Below are 20845 nucleotides of genomic sequence, written 5' to 3' on the forward strand. Positions count from 1 at the left end.
ATCATATTTTAATATAAAATGTTCTATAATTAAATTATATTTATTTTTATCTATTTCATTATTACTAAACTTAATTATATTATCTAGTATTACTATTAAATCTTCTAAAAACTCTTTTACATTATCATCATAATCGCTCCTTGCTGAATATACTTCTTTAAGTGTAATATTAATACCATTATTAATTGCAAGTAAGTTTAAGCTTATATTTTCCCCATTAAAATCTATATTCCCTTTGACTTTACCTAAATAAATTTCTTTGCTTATTTTCTTTAATAACTTCTTATTTGATTTATAAATTTCTTCATCATAATTACCATTAAGAATATGTTGGATCTCTGATATATTTAACTTTATTGAATTTTCAATTGAATCATTTAATATATCATTTGATATATTTCTCTTTGATAACATATATAAAACAAATACTATGTATACACTCCCTATTATTGAAGCTACGATTCTTAATTTCAATTCTGAAAATGTTACCTTAAAAGTTTCTGCATATACAAAATAATATACAACTGGAAAATATAATGATGCTTTATATTTTGATGTAAGTGTATATGCAATACAAAATATACTTATAAAATTTATAACTATCCCATAGTAAGTATACTTAAATGCAATATATGGAATTATAGTTATTAATATAAATAATATCGAAATTATAATTAATCTTTTAAAAGGCTGTTTTGTAAAGTCAGTACTTTTTAAATAAACTATACTTAATATAAATGGAATACTAAAAATTACACTTTTTATTCCAAAAAACTTTCCAAAGATTATCATAAGTCCAAATCCAATAATAATTAATTGAATAATCTTTTTAGGCGTAAATCCTATTTTCATAAAGAACCCATTAATCTTACTATCTTTCATCCTTCTTCCTTCCTATACAAATAAATAATAATTTTAGTATATACCAATTAATTTACTATTTTATTAATGTTATGTAACTTAATTTCTACATATATATAATTCCTTAAAATATAGAAATTATATAATAAAAGCACCAGAAACTCTGGTGCTTTTATTATCTACTTTCATTTATATATCCTTTTCTATATGCTTCTAATAATAATTTCAAATCTTTAATTTGGTTTTTAAGTTCTGCTCCAACATCCGTGTCTCCAACTGTCTTTCTTTCAAGTTTTCTCTCAACAACAATACTTGTAGATAATATATCTTTTTCCTCAACAATTGCATTTTCAATTGATTCAAAAGGTTGGTGTGATACAAGTTGTAGTCCATAAGAATTGTATATAAGAGTATATCCAGCTATTCCAGTATCTCTTCTATATGCCTTTGCAAAACCTCCGTCAATAACTAATATTTTTCCCCCACATTTAATAGGACTTTCTCCATACTTTTTCTTTACCGGAACATGTCCATTTATTATTTTAGATTCTTGAGGATCTAACCCAAACTCTTCCAATATCCTACGACACATGTCTTCACTTTCTCTAAGTTCATAATATGGATTTTTCTTCTCTTTATGAGTATTTTTATCTTCTATAAAATATCTCTCAAATGTAGTCATTTCTTCTTTACCGAATAATGAAGATGCAGATCCTGTCCATAAATACCACATTATATCCATTCCATATTTTTTCTCCGGAGTATCAGGCTTGTTAAAGTAACCTTCCCTAGCTAAAACTTCAAATTTTTCTAAAAGAGCTTTACCTCTATATTCTATTCCATGTATATTAATACTTTTAAATGAACCATCATCATTTAAAGGTATGCATCCATGTATTAATAAATTAGAATTATACTTTAAATAGATACTCCCCTTTGCAAAAAGGAATGATATATGCCTTTGTAGTTTTTCACTATTTAAAAATGAAAGCTTTAATTTATCTATAAGCCTCTCTTCTTCCTCTGTAAGCTTAAATGGATTCTTAGGATCTATAGTTGGAAAGTTTTTATCCTTTAGTGGATATATCTTACCTTTTAAATCTATTGTTCCTTCATTGTAATTTATCTTGTCCAAAAGCATTCTATGTTCTAAATCAAATTCTGGTCTTCTCTTTATTATTTTTTCTTCTAACTTAAACTGTATAATTGTTATAGCCTTATGCATCTTAGCTATTAACTCAATCTCAAATTTTCCATATCTATTCTTATCATTTATTTTAGGAATAAATTCTTTGCAAGGGTCATCTTTATAATTACTTAATGCAAAAGTTGCAAGTGGTATAAGATTTATACCATATATATCTTCTATTGTATCTAGATTTCCATACCTAGTAGCTATTCTTATAACATTTGCTATACATGTTTTTACACCAGCTGCCGCCCCCATCCAAAGCATATCATGATTTCCCCACTGTATATCTAGGGAATGATACTCCATAAGAGTGTCCATTATTATATCTGCTCTTGGGCCTCTATCATATATATCGCCTAATATATGTAATCTATCAACAACTAATCTTTGAATAACATTAGATAAAGATATTATAAATTCTCTTGCTCTCCCTATATCTATAATTGTACTTATTATTCCATCATAATACTCTTGTTTATCTACTCCATAAAACTCTTCATGTAATAACTCTTCTATTACATAATTAAAGTCTTTAGGCAATGCCTTCCTAACTTTAGACCTTGTATATTTAGATGATACATTTCTGCAAAGATCTATTAATCTATATAAATTAATTTTATACCAATCATCTATGTTTTCTTCCTCTTTAAGTACTATATCTAGCTTCTGTTCTGGATAATATACAAGGGTAGCTAGACTCTTTTTCTCGCTATCCATTAATGAATTTCCAAATACACTTTCTATTTTTCTTTTTACTACTCCCGATCCATTTTTTAACACATGTACAAAAGGCTCATATTCTCCATGTAAATCTGTTAAGAAATGTTCAGTTCCTTTTGGTAAATTTAATATGGCATTTAAATTTATAATTTCTGTTGACGCCTCTGCTATAGTTGGATATTGTTTCGCAAGAAGCTTTAAATATTTTAATTTGTTTATGATATCTTCATCATAATTCTTCATTAGTACCCCCTATGAAAATCAATGACTCTCTTTGAAATCGTTTTAGATAATTATATATCAAATTTTTTATAACATCAATAATTATCAGCTAACAACTACCTACTTCTATTTACTAATATCTTATTAAAATCAATGATTTAATCCGTTTTATTTTAAATAAATCCTATATAAATACTAATATTAAAATTATTAAGCATACTAATGATGGTAATATAAGTGAAGTAACTTTATAGTATTAAAAAAATATATCTATATAAAATTTCTTAATTTATTCTTATATGTATAATAATCATAATTTGATAATTTGTAGCATAAGAGGTAAAATATTTATATTAACATATAAATAAAAATCATATTTACTAAAGGAGAGATAATAATGTTAAGTGAAAATTTACTAAAGCATCTTAATGAACAAGTTAACTTTGAATTTTATTCATCTTACGTTTATTTATCAATGGCAGCATATGCTGAATCTGTTGATTTAAGTGGGTTTGCTAACTTTTTCAGAGTTCAAGCACAAGAAGAATTAGCTCATGCAATGAAGTTCTATGATTACATATTCCAAAAGAATGGAAATGTTACTCTAGATACTATTCCAAAACCTGAAATGAATTTTGAAAGTATAATTGATGTATTCCAAAAAGGATATAACCACGAGCAACTAGTTACAAGTAAGATATATAAACTTGCAGATATAGCTAGTGAAGAAAGAGAACATGCAACAATGAGTTTACTTAACTGGTTTATTGATGAACAAGTTGAAGAAGAAAACAGCTTCAATTCTTTACTAAAAAGAGTTAGAAGATCAGAAGGAAATCCAGCAGCTATCTATATGATGGATGATGAACTTGCAACAAGAGTATTTACTCCACCAGCTCCAAGAGCTTAAATAAAAAGTCAGTAATTATTATAAGTACCATAATAATTACTGACTTTTTTATCTATTTCTTTAATCTTCTCTATTTACTTTCTAAATTCTCTATTCTATATCCTATCTCTTTATTAGCCATTCTATATCCTTCTTTTATCATATCTTCATCAGTTAATCCATTACCTAACAATGAGTCTATAGTAATTTGTTCTCTATTTTTAAAGTACTTATCTAATAAATTTTGTTCTATATCTTCTTGAGATGCTATACTATAATCATCTAATATATGTTCTACATTAAAACCATATTCCCTTAAAGCCCTTCCAACCAATATACTTCTATGACATCTTATTGGGTCTTGCATAGCTCCAAGAATAGCTATCTTATATCCCTTTCTGCATCCATCTTTAAGTCTTTCTATTCCTTTTTTAAAATCATGTTCATGTATTACCTTCTCAAAATCAGCATACCCTTCATTATTATATGAAATCTTATTTAGCCTCTTAGCTGCTAATTCTTTTGCCATATATATGTATATAAATCCTGCCTTTGTTAATGAATATCTTATAGACTCCTTATCAAATTGAACATTATATTTTGAATAAGGAGTTCCTCTTATATCAACTACACAATTAATATTAAAGTGCCTTAGCATCTCTATTAATCTATCAATACTATAATTAGAGTGTCCAATTGTAAATACATCCACACAATCATCTCCCTACTAAAAAATTATATTTTATATAAACTATTATAACTCTACATAATAATTTATATAAAATAATTAGCTAATAAATACTCTAATATTTACTAGCTAATATAACACTATACTATATTTATTAAAAATTTTATTATTTTTTCAATACATTTAATAACTCATCTAAGTTAGCTTTTAGTTCGTTAGCCTTTTCTATACTCATATTTACTTTACAAAAGACCTGCTCTGGGACATCAATAATTTCTTCTTTCAACTCTTTTCCTTCTTTTGTCAGTTCTGCTATAACAACTCTATCATCTTTAGAATCTCTATATCTTGTAATTAACCCCATTGATTCTAGTTTCTTAAGTAATGGTGTAAGAGTTCCTGAATCTAGATGCAATCTTTTACCTATACCTTTTACTGTTGACTTCTCTTCTTCCCATAATACAAGCATTGTTATATATTGAGTGTATGTAAGATTATATTTATCAAGCACTGGCTTATATAATTTTATTATTTCTCTTGATGCTGCATATAAAGAAAAACATATTTGATTATCTAATTTAATACAATTATCTTTATTCATATACTTCTCCCATCTTATATTTAATTAACTTAATTTTTAAACTCAATTAATATCAATTATTGTATATAGTTCACTTTTATATGTCAACATTATACATCTTTTATTTTAATAACTTCTCAATATCTTGTTTTATCTTAAGCGGTGATGTAGTTGGTGCATATCTTTTAATTACATTTCCATTAGAATCTAATAAGAACTTAGTAAAATTCCACTTTATTTCATTATTTAACATTCCTTTTGCTTCATCTTTTAAATATTTATATATAGGATGTGTATCAGGTCCTTTTACATTTATCTTTTCAAACATAGTAAATGTAACTCCATAATTTAATTGACAAAAATTATTTATCTCAGCATTGCTTGCTGGATCTTGACTTTTAAATTGATTGCATGGAAATCCTAATACTTCTAATCCTTTTTCTTTATATAAATTATACAACTCTTCTAACTCTTTAAATTGAGGTGTAAACCCACATTTACTTGCAGTATTTACTATTAGTACTACTTTTCCTTTGTATTTGCTCATTTCTATATCCTGTCCATTTATATCTTTGGCTAAAAATTCATAAAAATTCATTCTTCATATCTCCTTATAATAATTTGCCTAAATTAAATTGTATACAATTTAATTTATTAAAACTATAATATATTCTATTATTATTTTTGTCAAGTTTTTTTATACTATAATATTTTAAATTTTTACACATAATAATCTATATAGAAGGGAGGTTATATATATGAAAAATAATTCTAAAATAGCAATTATAGTTATTGCTATTGTTATTCTTTTAGGCGTGTTTGTAGTAAGTGGCTATAATAGCTTAGTTTCATTAGAACAAAATGTAAATACTGCTCAATCAAATATTGATACACAACTTCAAAGGAGATCTGATCTTATACCTAATTTGGTTAACACGGTAAAAGGATATGCTACTCAAGAAAAAGATATATTTACTGATATAGCTAATGCAAGAAGTAAGCTAGCTGGTGCATCAACTGTTACTGATAAAGCTAATGCTGATAGTGACCTTTCAAATGCACTTTCAAGATTACTAGTAGTTGTTGAGAGGTACCCAGATTTAAAATCAAATCAAAACTTTAGAGATTTATCAGTTCAATTAGAAGGAACAGAAAATAGAATTGCAATTGCAAGGCAAGATTATAATACTGCAGTAACTAATTACAATACAAAGAGAAGAAAATTCCCAAGTAATATAATAGCTAGTATTTTTGGTTTTGAAGAAAAACCATTATATAAAGCAAGTACTGGTGCAGAACAAGTACCTTCAGTGGATTTTTCTAAATAATTATGAGAATTAAAAATAATGCTTTTAAAATCTTATTTTCTTCTCTTTTTTTATTAATATTATTTTTATCATTAGATGCATTTACCGCAAATGCATCTAATGATATTCCATCTCCAACTTCTTATAAATACATTAATGATTATACAAATACAATAGATATTACTAAAATTAAAAGTATTGTCTCCATCGGTAAGGAACTTGAAGATAAAACTGGAGCTCAAGCAGTTACAGTTATAATAAATTCAACTAATGGAGTTCCAATTGAAGATTATGCTATCAATTTATTTAGAACTTGGGGAATAGGTCAAAAAGGAAAAGATAATGGCTTATTAATCCTACTCGCTATACAGGATAAAGCTTGGAGAGTTGAGGTTGGTCGTGGTCTTGAAGGTGCAATGCCTGATGTATTAAGTAATAGAGTTATGGAATCTATAGCTAAGCCTAAATTTATTGAAGGAAATTATGGAGAAGGTCTACTTGAATCTTATAGTACATTCTCTGATTATATAGCAAAGGAATATAACGTTACATTAAGCAAATCTTTAAATATACAACTTCCTAGCGATGAAAAAGATTTTTCAGGCTATGGTGTTATTGGCATTGGTGGTATATTCTTGGTACTCATCTTGTTAGATGCAATATTTAATAGAGGTAGAGTCTTTTCTACAATACTTAAAATTATTTTTTGGAGTAATATTGGTCGTAGAAATGGTCCTGGTGGATTTGGTGGTGGGTCCGGTGGTGGATTCGGCGGATTTGGTGGCGGTTCTTCTGGTGGTGGCGGTTCTTCTGGCGGGTGGTAAATAATATTAATTTTTAATATACTAATTGAAAGAGAGCACACTAGCTAGTATGCTCTCTTAATTTCACTATGATAATTATCTAATACATCTATAGCTTGTTAACTTAATCTTTGAATAAGAATAGATGCATTAACGTTGACTTCTGATCCACCTGCCAAAACTTGTAGGTTGATATCACCTACAAAGCTAGTATGATTTCTTAAAGTTAAAACATCTCCAGCAGCTGCTGAAATTATAACCATACCTGGATTAGGTTGTGTTCCAGCTTGTGAGCCATAAATAGCTCCAGGAACTACATTATTATTTTGGAATAGTGTAAATTGATTTGGTTGAACTCCTAATACATTAACCCATATTGCATAATTTCCTGCTGAACCTAAAGTAATTGTATTACCTCCAGCTACATGAGTAATAGCACCTACAATTACTCCATTATTACTAAATACTACATTTTCTCCTAATGATACAGTTTGTGCTCCTAAATTATAGATATATGCATATTCTAATGCAATAGATCCTGTCGCTCCAGTTGGTCCTGTTGGTCCTGTTGGTCCTGTTGCGCCTGTTGCTCCTGTTGGTCCTGTTGCGCCTGTTGCTCCTGTTGGTCCTGTTACTCCTGTTGCTCCAGTTGCGCCTGTTGGTCCTGTTACTCCTGTTGGTCCTATTGGTCCTGTTGCGCCTGTTGGTCCTGTTACTCCTGTTGGTCCTGTTGCGCCTGTTACTCCTGTTGCTCCTGTTACTCCTGTTGGTCCTGTTACTCCTATTGGTCCTGTTGCTCCAGTTGCTCCTGTTACTCCTGTTGCACCTGTTGGTCCTGTTGGTCCTGTTACTCCCGTTGCTCCTGTTACTCCTGTTGGCCCTATTGGTCCTGTTGCTCCAGTTGCTCCTGTTACTCCTGTTGGTCCTGTTGGTCCTGTTGGTCCTGTTGGTCCTATTGGTCCTTGTGGTCCTATTGGTCCTTGTGCTCCAGTTGCTCCTGTTACTCCTGTTGGTCCTGTTACTCCCGTTGCTCCTGTTACTCCTGTTGGCCCTATTGGTCCTGTTGCTCCTGTTGCACCTGTTGGTCCTGTTGGTCCTGTTGGTCCTGTTGGTCCTATCAATCCTGTTGGTCCTGTTGGCCCTGTTGGTCCTGTTGCTCCTATTGGTCCTTGTGGTCCTATTGGTCCTTGTGGTCCTACTGCTCCGGTTGGTCCGGTTGCTCCTGTTGGTCCTGCCGGTCCTGTTGCTCCTGCTGGCCCTGTTGCTCCTGTTGGCCCTGTTGCTCCTGTTGCCCCTGTTGCTCCGGTTGCTCCTGTTGGTCCGGTTCGTCCTGTTCGTCCTGTTGGTCCTGTTGGTCCGGTTGGTCCAGTTGGTCCTGTTGGTCCGGTTGGACATTTGTGCTTACAATCACAACAATTACAACAATTACAGCAACATTCATTTATTATTTTAATGCACTCATCATCATAATTAGATCTTTCAGTGCAACATCTATCTTCACTTCTTCTTCTATCTCTATTGCTATAATACATAATACACTCTCCTGTAAATTTTAATATTTAATAAAGCATTCTTAACAGAAAAGAGTCTACTCTTTACATATTATGCATAAGCTTATAAAATGGAACCGCATTTTATTCTTATTACCTAATGAATCTAAAATTACTTCCTTCAATCCTAAATTACTATTTATTTCTTATTAAAATTTTTTAGTATATTGTTATAATAAATTAAGGGAAGAGATATTAAATACCCCTTCCCTTATAAATATGTATAACAAACTTACTTAGTGAATCTTTTAACTATATTCTCATATAACTTGTTATCACTTTAATATAAACTTAAATACAGATTAATTTATAATATATTACTTATAAAATTCTTGTGTTGCATAAACCTTATCTCCAGACTTATAAACACCTACACCAATTCCTGTGAAATTCTTTGACAATATATTTTGTCTATGTCCTGGTGAATTCATCCAATTAGTCATAAATTGATCTGCTAAGGCATTAGCATTAGACTCTCCGCCAATATATGCAATATTTTCTCCCCAAGCTTTATAGCTTACTCCATCATTTTTCATTTTTGCAGTTATAAGATTTCCTTGTGGGTCTTTATGATCGAAATATCCTCTATCTCCCATATCTTGAGATTTTATTCTAGCATATTTTTCCATAGTTTTATTGTATGATAAAGTAGGAACTCCTGCTTTTGATCTCTCTGAATTAACTTTTTCAAATATTTTTTGTTCTACTTGAGCCATAAATTTCTCATTAGCTGTTGATACTTGTCCATTTTTATCGCCTGAAGTATTTTTTTTATCTGTATTTGCATTTGTATTTCTATTATCTGTATTTAGATTTTCTTTCTTCGTAGTAGTATTAGAAACTTTTTTCTTCTCTACATTTTTACTATCTTGCAACTTACAGTTTTGTGTATAATTTGAAACTTGTTTATCAGTATAAGCACCCTTATTTGAATTTTCTTTTACTACTTTTACATTTTGTGAGCTACTTAATTCTGTAGCTTTAACTTTGCTATCACTATTAATATGAACATTTTTATCTGGATTTCCCTTTGTTGATTCTACTTGCGCAACTTCATTTTTTGCATCTTGTCCACTCGCTGCAAAAACGCTTGCACCAGCACCTCCTAATAATGTAGCTGTTACTAATATAGCAATTAGTTTATTTTTCATCTGTACCACTCCTTTTTATTTTTTCGGATTCTTACTTTAAATCCAATATCTTATTAGTTAAAGTACTTTTTACTTTTTCTACTGCTAACACTTAAAGTTATAACATATTTTTGTTATCTTATTCATGGTAGATCATTGCTATTCATTGATATATACTACTTTACGTCAAAATTTATCCTTTTTTTCCAACCTTAAAATTTGTACACTTTGGCTCTATAGCTGCCCCCTAATAACTTTTCCAGTATATTCTATGGATATAATTACTATGATAATTTTAAATGTTTTTTCTTGATTTTTAATATTTTTAAGTTCTAAATAAAAAAAGCGCTAATTTGTTAATTAGCGCTTAACTAAGCTTATCTTTATAATTATTATCAAACTTTAATACTTATTCTTTTAGTATAGACCAAAAACTCAATACTCTTTCTTCTTCAAATCCTCTTTTCTTATACATCTTATAGGCTATTTCATTTATTCCAATAACTACTAAATATATTTTTTCTATATTTTTCTTTTCTAAAAAATCTATAGCAGTCTCTAACAATTGTTTTCCATATCCTATTCCCCTATATTCATTACTTAATCCAATATCAAAGGTGCCTTCATTACCATCAATCGTAACATTTAGTACTCCTAAATTTTCGTCTTCACTTGAAACTATAAAATAATAATTCCTTTGATAGTTATCATTTAAAAATTCATTTAATTCATTTTCATCTAATGAGGCTCCATGTGGCATATTATTAAACGCATTATTATAAAGTCTCATATATTCAAACTTATTTTCTTCATTAAGATTTTCAATATGAAGTATTTTATTTCTTTTCTTCCTATCTTTTAAATACATTATTTTAGCTTCATAATCTACATCAAAATTTAATTCATTCAATAATTCTAGAGTTTCTTTTTTTCTAAACCCTAGCAATATCTTTGTAGCTCCATATTCCTCACATTTATTGTATAGTTTATTTATTAGTTCTCTTATTATATCTTTTTTATAATCTACTTCATCTAATACATCTAAGAAATGTATATACGCTATTCCATGTAATGGTATTTCTTGCAATACACATCTTCCTATTCCTACTACAGAATTATTATTAAATACTATAATAACTCCATTTCCATAATCATAAATTTTATTGTTAAACATTTTCTCCATTTCAGAAAAAGAAGTATTACAATCTTTTCTATCTATAAATAAAAGAACTTTATCTTTTTCATAATCATTTAACTCTCTAAAACTCTTAACAACCATATAAATCCTCCAATCTTTATATTATTAATTATGTAAAATTATAATATAAATATTATAATTAAGTCATTTTAAAATATCTATTATATAAATTGAAACTAACATATCTTTGACTTTATTATGTTTAAATAACTAATAAAGTCTCCATAACTTATTTAGAAAAATATTCCACTTAATTATATCATAAAATATACTTTTCTTATCCTCATTATAAAAAAACTAAGCCTAAAGTTAGGATTAACCCCTTTCTCTAGACTTAGTCTAATCTATATTTATTAAATATTAAATGTAAAATACAATATTTTATATATCTTTTCTCTAGTTGCTATTTTATCTGTGTAATATTCCTTAGCGTAAGCTTTTATATCCAGTTTATCATCCTTATCTATACCATTTCTAATAACCCAGTTTCCTACTTGATCTTCTAAAGTATCTCCATTTGATTTTGATAGATAATATGTTCCAAGTTTTATATTTATATCATCTTGTGCTATCTTCTCCTTCTTAAAATCTTTATATCCAATTTCCTTTGAAAGTTCTGCTCCTGTACTATCTGTTAACTTCATTAAACCACATGCTTTTCCCTCTTTGTACTCTATAGGATCAAAATTCGTCTCAAAATTTATTACTGCTGCTACTAATGCTGGGTCTACTTTATATTCTTTTGCATGCTTAATTATTATTTCTTTATCTTTTATTGGAAATATAGTTTCTCTAACTATAAAGCCACCCCCTATAGTTATCACTAATAAAACTATTAATATACCCATTATTTTTCTTATCATAAGTTCCTCCACATCCATTATTAATTTTATATTTTTTATCTTATATTGCTTAGTATTTTATCAATTCTATTTTCTTTTCCACTTTTCAATATGACTAATCTATATATACAATTCCCATGCTCCAACGATCATAATTAAATAACATATTCCAAAATCTCATTTGTTTTTCTTTATTTTCTTTAAACTCTCTCTTATTTTTCATATTCTATTCCTCCTATAAGCTAGGTCCTACCCCATTAAATCCTTCTGTATATTTTTTTACTTGTACAATTGATACAAATTCTGTCTCTACTTCTTTATTGTATCTTTCCAATGCATTTATAACTTGTTTTTGTCTCTTCTTTGCAAGTCCATTATCCCTACTTAATGCATATAAACTAGGTGCTTGAGGTAATCCTGCTAAAAGTGTAGCCTCATCAAAGCTTAAGCTATTAGCATCTTTTCCAAAATAACCTTTTGCTGCTTCACCTATTCCAACATATCCATCTCCAAATGATATTGAATTTACGTATAATTCCAAAATTTCATCTTTTGTGTATTGCCTTTCTAATTGTATTGCAAAAAGTGATTCTTTAAATTTTCTTTTAAAACTTCTTTCATTTGATAAATAAAGATTTTTAGCTAATTGTTGAGTTATAGTGCTTCCACCTTCTACTACTTTTCTAGCTTTTATATTATTTAAAGTTGCTCTTGCAATTGAAATGAAGTCAAGAGCTCCATGATTATAAAATCTATGATCTTCAATAGCTATCATTGATTTTAGAAATTTCTTATCTATGTTTTCTATTTTTACGTAATTTTTATTTTCTCTAACCATATTAACTCTCGCCTCCATTGATTTATTATTTATTATTAAATTTTGATTACAATATCCTAATGCTATAATTAATAAAAACATTAAAGTCATAATTCCAAAAAGCATACATCTCCCATTTATAATAAAGTGTCTCATAAAACATCTCCCCTTAAATCTGCTTGCTTGTTGCTTTCTATGTTCTTATTATAGGTTCTATAAGATAAATCTCATATTTAACTTCATTACTTTATCCTTTCATTTATGTAAGAAAAAAAGAGACATCAAAATTGATGCCTCTAAAAGTCTTTAACTTACTTATTATATTTTTATTTTTTCTAGTCTATTAGTACCAAATCCTCTTAATACTCTATATAAAACAACATTAACTATAAGTAATATTATTAGTATTATAGCTAGATATATATTTACATTACTTATACTAAACCAATAATAAATAAATGAAGGTATCGCAATACTTAATCCCCCTATTAATATGGCTATAATCACTGAAATACTTCTTTTTACAACAACTACTTCCGAAGTCCATATCATCATTGGAAATATAAGATTCACTATAAGTCCCATTTGAGATATATAAAATGAAACTAATATTGGTATTACAAATAACCAAATACTCTCCATAATAGTTAGATTTAAAGCAAGTATAAGTATTGGTGTACCTATTAAAATTGGAACTATTGTTATTGCCAGATTTAAATATATCTTAGATTTAAATATATCAAGAGTTTCTATAGGTAATGATTTTAAAATCCAAAAGTTTTCTCCTTCTAAAGATATAGAAGATGATGTTGTGTTAGATAATGCAACAAATAAAGATGTCGTAACTATCAATACTAATGGAATTAATTCTTTTGTTGTATTAATCTCAAAAATCATTCCTATAAAGCCATCTCCTACAAATAATATTCCTATTGCCATTATTAGATATAAAAACATTCCTATTGATGTGTTTAATATAACTATAGGCTTTGATATATATCTAATTACCTCTTTATTAAATAGTGTTCTTACCACACCATACTCTTTTAGTTCTTTCATTTTAAAGTTATTCTTTTTATAACTTTCTAAAAGATTTGAGTTTATTTTTACAAATACTTTATTTAATAAAATAACAAATAATATAAATATTCCAACTGATATAGCACTAAATTTTAAGACTCCAGCAAAATTCATATTTACTATCCCATCTATATAATACTTTACAGGTGGATATATTTTATTTAGAAGTTCATTTACATTTGTTGCATTCTTAGTTATATAACTTATTATAGATTCCATATTTGAAGATAATAAAAGTATCCCTGGAACTACAATAAATACTGATATTATAGAAAAAATATTTTTACGCCTTACTTTTGATGAAATATAAGTGAGTATAAATCCAAATATACTAGCAATGGCTATTGGAATTAGCGGAATAAAAAGATACATTATAACAGCATTTAAAATCATAATAAATGTAAATTTAGTATTTATAAAATATGCTACTAAAGCTGGTATTAGTGAAATTGTCATAAATGCATAATTTACTAATATTAAATTAATAAGCTTTACAGATAATATTATCCATGGTTTTATAGGAAGTGATATTAGCATATCATAGTCTTTTATTCCAAATATTAATCCTGGCGCTTTATATATTGATGTCCCAAATATTATGAATACTGACATTATAAATCCTTGAGCTACTATAATATCTAACATATTCATACTCTTTAGAGGATCCACCATAAAATTAAAATACATAAAAACTGTTACCCCAAAAGATCCTATCGCAATTATCATTAATATTATAAAAGCTAAAGTTTTATAAAACTTTTTCTTATCCTCTCTATTTAATATAGAATTAAGCTGATAAGAATTTATTAAATCATATTTTAAAAGAGTACCTAAATTATTCATTATCAATCAACTCCATAAATAAATCTTCTAAAGAACTATCGCCTTTAACCTTGTCTATATCTCCCTTTGCTACAATTTGTCCATCTTTGATTATAGCAATCTTATTACATAATTTTTCTGCCACTTCTAATACATGTGTTGAGAAAAATATTGCTCCACCATCTTTACATATCTCCTTCATTATTTGCTTTAATATATGAGATGCCTTTGGATCTAAGCCAACAAAAGGTTCATCTAATACAAGTAACTTTGGTTTATGAATAAGTGCAGATATAATAGCAAGCTTTTGCTTCATTCCATGTGAATATGATGATATTAAATCTCCTAAAGATTTTGTAATCTCAAAAGTATCTGCATATAGAGCTATAAGTTTTTCTCGTTCTTTTTTAGGAACTTTATATATATCTCCAATAAAATTTAAATACTGTATTCCTGTAAGTGAATTATAAATATCTGGATTATCTGGTATATATGCAATCTTCTTTTTGCATTCAATTGGATTTTCTTTAATTGATATACCATCTATAAGTATCTCTCCCTCTTCGAAATCAAGTATACCAACAACTGATTTTATAGTCGTTGTCTTTCCTGCACCATTATGACCAATAAATCCAAATATATCCCCATCCTTTATTTCTAAAGATACACCTTTAACTGCTGGTTTATCACTTTTATAATATTTATAAAAATTTTTTATAGTTAACATATATAAATCCCCCTCTATATATTCTATTTGTTATATATAATATATAACAAATAGAATATATGTGTCAATCTCTTTTAATTTATATAATTATTATATGCTCAGTTTCTTATTAATTTGGTTATAAATATTTATATAAAATTTAACATTTTAACTAAATAAATCTAAAAGGTTAATTTAGTTAATAAATATTTAAATTTCGATTAATATATATACAACTTTTTAAATTTATTGATTTATAAAGTTATAATTAAATAGGATGTAAATATTCTATTAACATTAAATAAATTACTAACTTTATTATTAATCAAAAATTTAATATATTTGTATGGGGTGGGATTCTATGGGTAAGTATAAAAAATTACTAATTTTATTTTTTTTATGCATCTTATTTATTATCTGTATTGTGTTTGGGTTCAATATAATAATTAAAGAAACTAAAAAAAATAAAATTAGTCAAATATCAGAATTTATAAACATTTCTGATGAAAATAAAAAATCTGACTTACAAGAAATTGCAGAATTTACTTATGAAGAGGTTGAGGAATTAGATAATATTCAATTCCTAGAGAGTACTGTTGATAATAAAAGTAATTTAAAAATAAGTATAACTTACAAAGATAAAGCTTTAAAGTTTGATAGGGTTTTTTCATTCAAACAAATAATTAATGAAGTACTAAAAGATGATTACTCTGATATAGTTATTGTTATGTCTCAAGAGCTTCCATCAAAATCAGAAATGAGATTTGTCTATAATCACGGAAAATGGCAATAATCTTTTATGATATCATTAATGTAATTGTTTAAAAATAACCTATTTAACTTAGAAAATTTAAATAGGTTATTTTTATTATATACTTTATTTAATTTTAAAAATAAATACTAATTACCTGCACTTTCATATATTGATATACCTTTAAGCCAAATAAAATATGCTACTGTTATAGTTATTACTCCTACAATTAATGTCATTATTACTCCAAAGAAGAAACTTTCTTTTCCAAGTAAGTATGCACCTGGATAAAATCCAGTAAAAGCAAATGGTATTATAAAGGTTAAAAGATTCTTTATTGCATTTGGATATATAGTAACTGGATACTTTGCAAAACCGCTTAATTCGTAAGCCATTTGTACATGTCTAAAACTTGTCTTAGTCCAAAAAGCTATTGATGCTGATGCAAGTTTTATTCCTGTATATATAAGTGTTCCTCCAATTGTAGCTATTATAAATCCTATTATTAATATAGGCGTTATTGTAACTCCTAATTTTATTCCACTAAGTATAACTAATATAAATCCAACAACTAATTCTCCAAATCCTTCTGGTTGAAATCTTTCTGCAATTACTTGAAATAACGGATTTAATGGTCTTAGCAAGTATCTATCAAACTCTCCTCTGACAATTGAATTTCCGCTAAATATCCAAAGATAGTCTGTAAATATATGATCTATTCCTCTTGGAATTTGTGAAAATCCATATATAAATATAATTTCATAAAAGCTCCAGCCTTTTAATGATTGAATATTATCAAATATAAGGTTTATAAATATTATTGAAGTTCCTTGAATTAGAAAGAATCCAATCATTCCATATATAAAATCCTCTTTATATTCCATTAAAGTCTTTATATATTGTTTTAGAAACTTAAAATATATTTTTAAATATCTTTTCATATACTAACCTCCTTGAATGCTCAATTTATTAATAACTTTATTCCACATTAATCTTGATAATACTTTTAGTACAAAAATCCAAAATAATTGCAGCAATAAACACTTTATTATTTCATTAGAAGGTAGTTTATTTAGATATATCATAGCTGGAGTATATATTATAGAGCTAAAAGGTAAAAAATTAAAAAGCTTTTGTATTATATCTGGAAAAAAAGACAATGGTATCAATGCACCTGAAACTAGCATGACAATAGCTTGTGCTATTTGATTAATTCCCCAAAGGCTATAAAATTTAAAAACTAGTAGTCCAAATATATAACTGTAATAAATATTTATCATAGTTCCTAAAACTATACTTAACAGAAATAACATTATAGATGTTGATGTAATACTTAGCCCAATATTAATTCTATAAATTGTTATACCAATAGCTGCTGGCATAAATAAAAATATAAAATTAAAAATAAATTGACCAATTCCTATGAAAATAAGTCTCTTTTCATAATTTATAGGTTTTATTAAATTCATTGCAATAGATCCATCTCTAACTTCACTTGAAATAATATAGCTTATATCATTTGATGTTGCAATGACAATAACAAATGAAATCATAATATAAATAACCATATCATTTAATGTAAATCCATTCATTATTCCATCTTGAGAACTACTATAAATAGCTTTCCATAGATAATATGTAACTATAACCATTATGACTTGTCCTATAATTCCCATAAATATATTAGCTTTATATGCAAAGTATTTTTTTATTTCACTTTTTGAAAAAGAGCTATATATTTTAAACCCTTTAATAAGATTCATTCCTATACCCCCTTTTTATATATTTTTTTGATTATATCTTCTATACTAGTCTCCTTTAATGAAAAATCTAATATATCAATTTTTTGCATCACTTTATAAATTACTTCTGATGAAGTTACTTTGTTTTTATTAAATTTAATTATCAATCTTCCATCATATATATATTCTTCTATATCATTAATATTAAATTCTTCCTTTAAATTAAGATTAGCCTTTATATCCCCTTTTATTTGAGCTTCTAATGTAATCATATATCCAAAGCTATTTTTTATATCTTTTAAACTTCCATCATATATCTTCTTCCCATTATCAATAATTATAATTCTTTCACAAAGTTCTTCTATATCACTTAAATCATGAGTAGTTAATATAATTGTTGTATTAAATTCTCTATTTATTTTCTTAATAGCTTCTCTAACCTTATCTTTAACTACAACATCAAGCCCAATTGTTGGTTCATCTAAATAAAGAATTTTTGGACTATGAATAAGTGACGCTGCAAGGTCTGCTCTCATTCTTTGGCCAAGTGATAATGTTCTTACAGGATTATTCATAAATTCTTCTAATCCTAAAACTTCATTTAAAAATCCCATGTTCTTATTGAATAAATTATCCTCGACAGAATAAATATCTTTAAGTATCGTAAAAGTTTCCGTTAGAGGCAAGTCCCACCACAGTTGTGTCCTTTGTCCAAATACTACGCCTATATCCTTTGCATTCTTTTCTCTATCTTTATAAGGAACTATTCCATTAACTTCTATAGTTCCAGATGATGGAGTAAGTATCCCTGTCATCATTTTTATTGTAGTAGATTTTCCTGCTCCATTGGATCCAATATATCCAACCACTTCCCCCTCTTCTATTTCAAATGAGATATTTGATACTGCTTTTTTGATATCATATTCATTAGAAAATAATGATTTTAATGCGCCTTTAAAACCTGGATCTTTTTTTCTAATCTTAAAATCTTTAGTTAAATCTTGAACTTTAATCAATTAAATTCCCCCTTTTAGAAACGTTTCCAAAAATAAAATCTCTTAATACCAATTTATCTTTAGTTTTAATAATATCACTAAACTACATAATTTACAATATTGGTAATTATTGACTCACTATTAATAATTACCAATATTAGGCTTTATAAAAATACTCTATCACTACAAAATTTTCATAGAGTATTTTTATATTCTATATCTCTTTTAAATTATCAATTATATCTTCTATACTTCTACCAACATTTTTTTCAAAAGCATCATAGAACTCCATATATTTAGAGTCATTTAATATCTTCATTATTATGTCTATGCCCTTTTCTTTTACTATCTCCTTAATTACTAAGTAGCTTTGTCCATAAACATTGTAACCATCATTTATCATATTAGATATTTCTTCATTACTATTACCTAAATTTCTAAAGTCAACTTTTTTATCTATATCAACTACATATATAAGTTCTCCCTCATTGTGAATCATTGAAGTATATTCAGCTACTCCCTCTTCAAACCATGTTGGAATATTATATTTATTTATATCATTTTCCTTGCAATAGTAATTAACTATATGATGTGCATATTCATGAATTATATTACGTCCCTTGATACTACCTTTATACATATAAATAGTATCATTTAAATATATTGCAGCAACATCATTAATATTAATTTTCAAAGCTTCCATAAACTCATCTTCGCTATTAAATATTACAATATCTACTTTATATTCATCATTTATATCAAATACTGTAGATGTATCTTCCCTTGCTTGCTTTAACCATTTTTCTATAATGTCTTTATTTTCATTATTTATATTTTTTTCATAGTACTCTGATCCATTTTCTAATTCAAGGCTTTCCATGCCCCTCGTAACCTTAATATTCACAATTTTTTTAACTACATTCTCTTCTGCAAAAGCCTTAACACTATTAATTGTTGGCAAGTTTAAGGTTACTACTCCTAAAATAATCGCAAGAACTATAAGCACAAAATTTTTTAATATATTTCTAAACTTTTTTCCCCACCCCATATGCTTAATCCCCTCTGTATATATCTTATAACAATTATATCACATAAAAGGAATTATATTACATTTAATGTTTTTAAAATTATTATTTTAATAATTAACAAAAATAGTCTAAGATTTATAAATCTTAGACTATGTTAATTAACTCTCTATGTTAGTTTGTTTTCTTGAATTCATTATGCGCTTAGAAGAAATAACCCCTATAACCAATATAGCTATTGGTATTAAAAACTCAATTGAAAAAGGATTAGTGAAGCTCTTTCCAAGCATTGAATAACACATAGTTTCTGGAACAACTCCTAGAAGTGATGCTAAAATGAAATCTTTATATTTTATTTTAGTAAACCCACAAGCATAACTTAATGGATCATAAGGAAGTATCGGTGGTAATCTTAATAGAAATAAAATTTTAAATCCGTTTTTTTCTATATTATTATCTAATTTAATAAATTTATTTCCTATAATCCCTTCAACAAAATCTCTCCCTAATAATCTTGAAACATAAAAAGCAATAGTTCCTGATACTAAGAAACCGGTCATTGTAAGTAAAAAACCTTTTATCGGCCCAAATAATGTTCCACCTACTATAGCTATTATATTTGTTGGAATAATTATAAAAAATGGTTTTATAGTATAAAATAACACATATACTATTGCCGAAAAAGTTCCCTTCTCCTCAATAAATATTGATATCTTTTCCATATCAATATTTTTAATTGCATCCCAATTTTTAACTAACGTAAATATACATATTGATATTAGCGCTAAAAAAACAACAAACTTTACCCTACATAAATTCTTATTTTTCCCCATGTATTTCCCCTTGCTAAAATTAATTTTCATTTATATCCCCTTGTGTATTAAACGTAACATAAAAATATATGTGTGTAAAGTAATGCAAATAC

21 protein-coding genes are annotated in these 20845 nt (G+C 27.1%); 4 read left to right on the top strand and 17 right to left on the bottom strand.

What is annotated here, in order from left to right; all coding sequences use genetic code 11:
* A partial coding sequence (locus tag JOC62_RS07430; RefSeq protein ID WP_204594604.1) for a hypothetical protein occupies positions 1-882 on the bottom strand: 882 nt, incomplete at its 3' end.
* A gap of 154 nt (positions 883-1036) precedes the next feature.
* Entirely contained in the window at positions 1037-3016 is a 1980-nt protein-coding gene (locus tag JOC62_RS07435) for a fructose-1,6-bisphosphatase (RefSeq protein ID WP_204594605.1), read from the bottom strand.
* Positions 3017-3392: 376 nt separating this feature from the next.
* Here JOC62_RS07435 and JOC62_RS07440 point away from each other — a divergent pair, with 376 nt between their 5' ends.
* Positions 3393-3905, top strand: coding sequence for a ferritin (locus tag JOC62_RS07440; protein WP_204594606.1), 513 nt, complete (start codon positions 3393-3395; stop codon positions 3903-3905).
* Between the two features lie 70 nt (positions 3906-3975).
* Here JOC62_RS07440 and JOC62_RS07445 read toward each other — a convergent pair whose 3' ends face one another.
* The 3 genes from JOC62_RS07445 to JOC62_RS07455 form a co-directional block, all read right to left on the bottom strand.
* Positions 3976-4596 carry a DUF488 family protein gene (locus tag JOC62_RS07445; RefSeq protein WP_204594607.1) on the bottom strand — a complete coding sequence of 207 codons (621 nt, stop codon included), beginning with the start codon at positions 4594-4596 and terminating at the stop codon, positions 3976-3978.
* Positions 4597-4738: 142 nt separating this feature from the next.
* A complete protein-coding gene (locus JOC62_RS07450) occupies positions 4739-5173 on the bottom strand; it encodes a MarR family winged helix-turn-helix transcriptional regulator (RefSeq protein WP_204594608.1) in 435 nt (144 codons plus the stop codon).
* Positions 5174-5273: 100 nt separating this feature from the next.
* Positions 5274-5750: a glutathione peroxidase gene (locus tag JOC62_RS07455; protein WP_204594609.1), complete on the bottom strand. Its 477-nt coding sequence runs from the start codon at positions 5748-5750 to the stop codon at positions 5274-5276.
* Between the two features lie 160 nt (positions 5751-5910).
* Here JOC62_RS07455 and JOC62_RS07460 point away from each other — a divergent pair, with 160 nt between their 5' ends.
* Both JOC62_RS07460 and JOC62_RS07465 read left to right on the top strand, forming a co-directional pair.
* The gene (locus tag JOC62_RS07460) at positions 5911-6480 is read left to right on the top strand and encodes a LemA family protein (RefSeq protein ID WP_204594610.1); all 570 of its coding nucleotides are present in this window, start codon (positions 5911-5913) and stop codon (positions 6478-6480) included.
* Between the two features lie 2 nt (positions 6481-6482).
* The gene (locus tag JOC62_RS07465) at positions 6483-7283 is read left to right on the top strand and encodes a TPM domain-containing protein (RefSeq protein ID WP_204594611.1); all 801 of its coding nucleotides are present in this window, start codon (positions 6483-6485) and stop codon (positions 7281-7283) included.
* Positions 7284-7381: 98 nt separating this feature from the next.
* Here the strand turns inward: JOC62_RS07465 and JOC62_RS07470 are convergent, their stop codons facing one another.
* The 7 genes from JOC62_RS07470 to JOC62_RS07500 all read right to left on the bottom strand — a co-directional run bounded on the left by JOC62_RS07470 (position 7382) and on the right by JOC62_RS07500 (position 15428).
* On the bottom strand, positions 7382-8794 hold the full coding sequence (locus JOC62_RS07470; RefSeq protein WP_204594612.1) for a collagen-like domain-containing protein: 1413 nt from the start codon (positions 8792-8794) through the stop codon (positions 7382-7384).
* 335 nt (positions 8795-9129) lie between these two features.
* On the bottom strand, positions 9130-9963 hold the full coding sequence (locus tag JOC62_RS07475; RefSeq protein WP_204594613.1) for a CAP domain-containing protein: 834 nt from the start codon (positions 9961-9963) through the stop codon (positions 9130-9132).
* A gap of 388 nt (positions 9964-10351) precedes the next feature.
* Positions 10352-11221 (bottom strand): GNAT family N-acetyltransferase, encoded by an 870-nt coding sequence (locus tag JOC62_RS07480; RefSeq protein WP_204594614.1) that lies wholly within the window; start codon positions 11219-11221, stop codon positions 10352-10354.
* Positions 11222-11493: 272 nt separating this feature from the next.
* Entirely contained in the window at positions 11494-12003 is a 510-nt protein-coding gene (locus JOC62_RS07485) for a transglycosylase SLT domain-containing protein (protein ID WP_204594615.1), read from the bottom strand.
* 214 nt (positions 12004-12217) lie between these two features.
* Positions 12218-12955, bottom strand: a complete 738-nt coding sequence (locus JOC62_RS07490; RefSeq protein WP_204594616.1) for a biosynthetic peptidoglycan transglycosylase — start codon at positions 12953-12955, stop codon at positions 12218-12220.
* A gap of 162 nt (positions 12956-13117) precedes the next feature.
* Positions 13118-14722, bottom strand: coding sequence for a hypothetical protein (locus tag JOC62_RS07495; protein ID WP_204594617.1), 1605 nt, complete (start codon positions 14720-14722; stop codon positions 13118-13120).
* Entirely contained in the window at positions 14715-15428 is a 714-nt protein-coding gene (locus JOC62_RS07500; RefSeq protein WP_204594618.1) for an ABC transporter ATP-binding protein, read from the bottom strand. Before JOC62_RS07500 ends, JOC62_RS07495 begins: the two co-directional genes overlap by 8 nt.
* Before the next feature lie 340 nt (positions 15429-15768).
* Here JOC62_RS07500 and JOC62_RS07505 point away from each other — a divergent pair, with 340 nt between their 5' ends.
* On the top strand, positions 15769-16200 hold the full coding sequence (locus tag JOC62_RS07505) for a hypothetical protein (RefSeq protein WP_204594619.1): 432 nt from the start codon (positions 15769-15771) through the stop codon (positions 16198-16200).
* A 107-nt stretch (positions 16201-16307) separates the two neighbouring features.
* Here the strand turns inward: JOC62_RS07505 and JOC62_RS07510 are convergent, their stop codons facing one another.
* From JOC62_RS07510 to JOC62_RS07530, 5 genes are all read right to left on the bottom strand, one after another.
* Positions 16308-17099: an ABC transporter permease gene (locus tag JOC62_RS07510; protein ID WP_204594621.1), complete on the bottom strand. Its 792-nt coding sequence runs from the start codon at positions 17097-17099 to the stop codon at positions 16308-16310.
* Positions 17100-17102: 3 nt separating this feature from the next.
* Complete coding sequence (locus JOC62_RS07515; protein ID WP_204594623.1) at positions 17103-17921, bottom strand: ABC transporter permease; 819 nt, start codon at positions 17919-17921, stop codon at positions 17103-17105.
* Between the two features lie 2 nt (positions 17922-17923).
* On the bottom strand, positions 17924-18916 hold the full coding sequence (locus JOC62_RS07520; protein ID WP_204594624.1) for an ABC transporter ATP-binding protein: 993 nt from the start codon (positions 18914-18916) through the stop codon (positions 17924-17926).
* Positions 18917-19109: 193 nt separating this feature from the next.
* Complete coding sequence (locus JOC62_RS07525; RefSeq protein ID WP_204594625.1) at positions 19110-19943, bottom strand: peptidase MA family metallohydrolase; 834 nt, start codon at positions 19941-19943, stop codon at positions 19110-19112.
* Positions 19944-20081: 138 nt separating this feature from the next.
* Positions 20082-20783, bottom strand: a complete 702-nt coding sequence (locus JOC62_RS07530) for a TVP38/TMEM64 family protein (protein ID WP_243425033.1) — start codon at positions 20781-20783, stop codon at positions 20082-20084.
* Positions 20784-20845: the final 62 nt, after the last annotated feature.

Origin of the sequence: Clostridium sardiniense (assembly GCF_016907995.1) — a bacterium.
GTDB classification, from domain to species: Bacteria; Bacillota; Clostridia; order Clostridiales; family Clostridiaceae; genus Clostridium; species Clostridium sardiniense.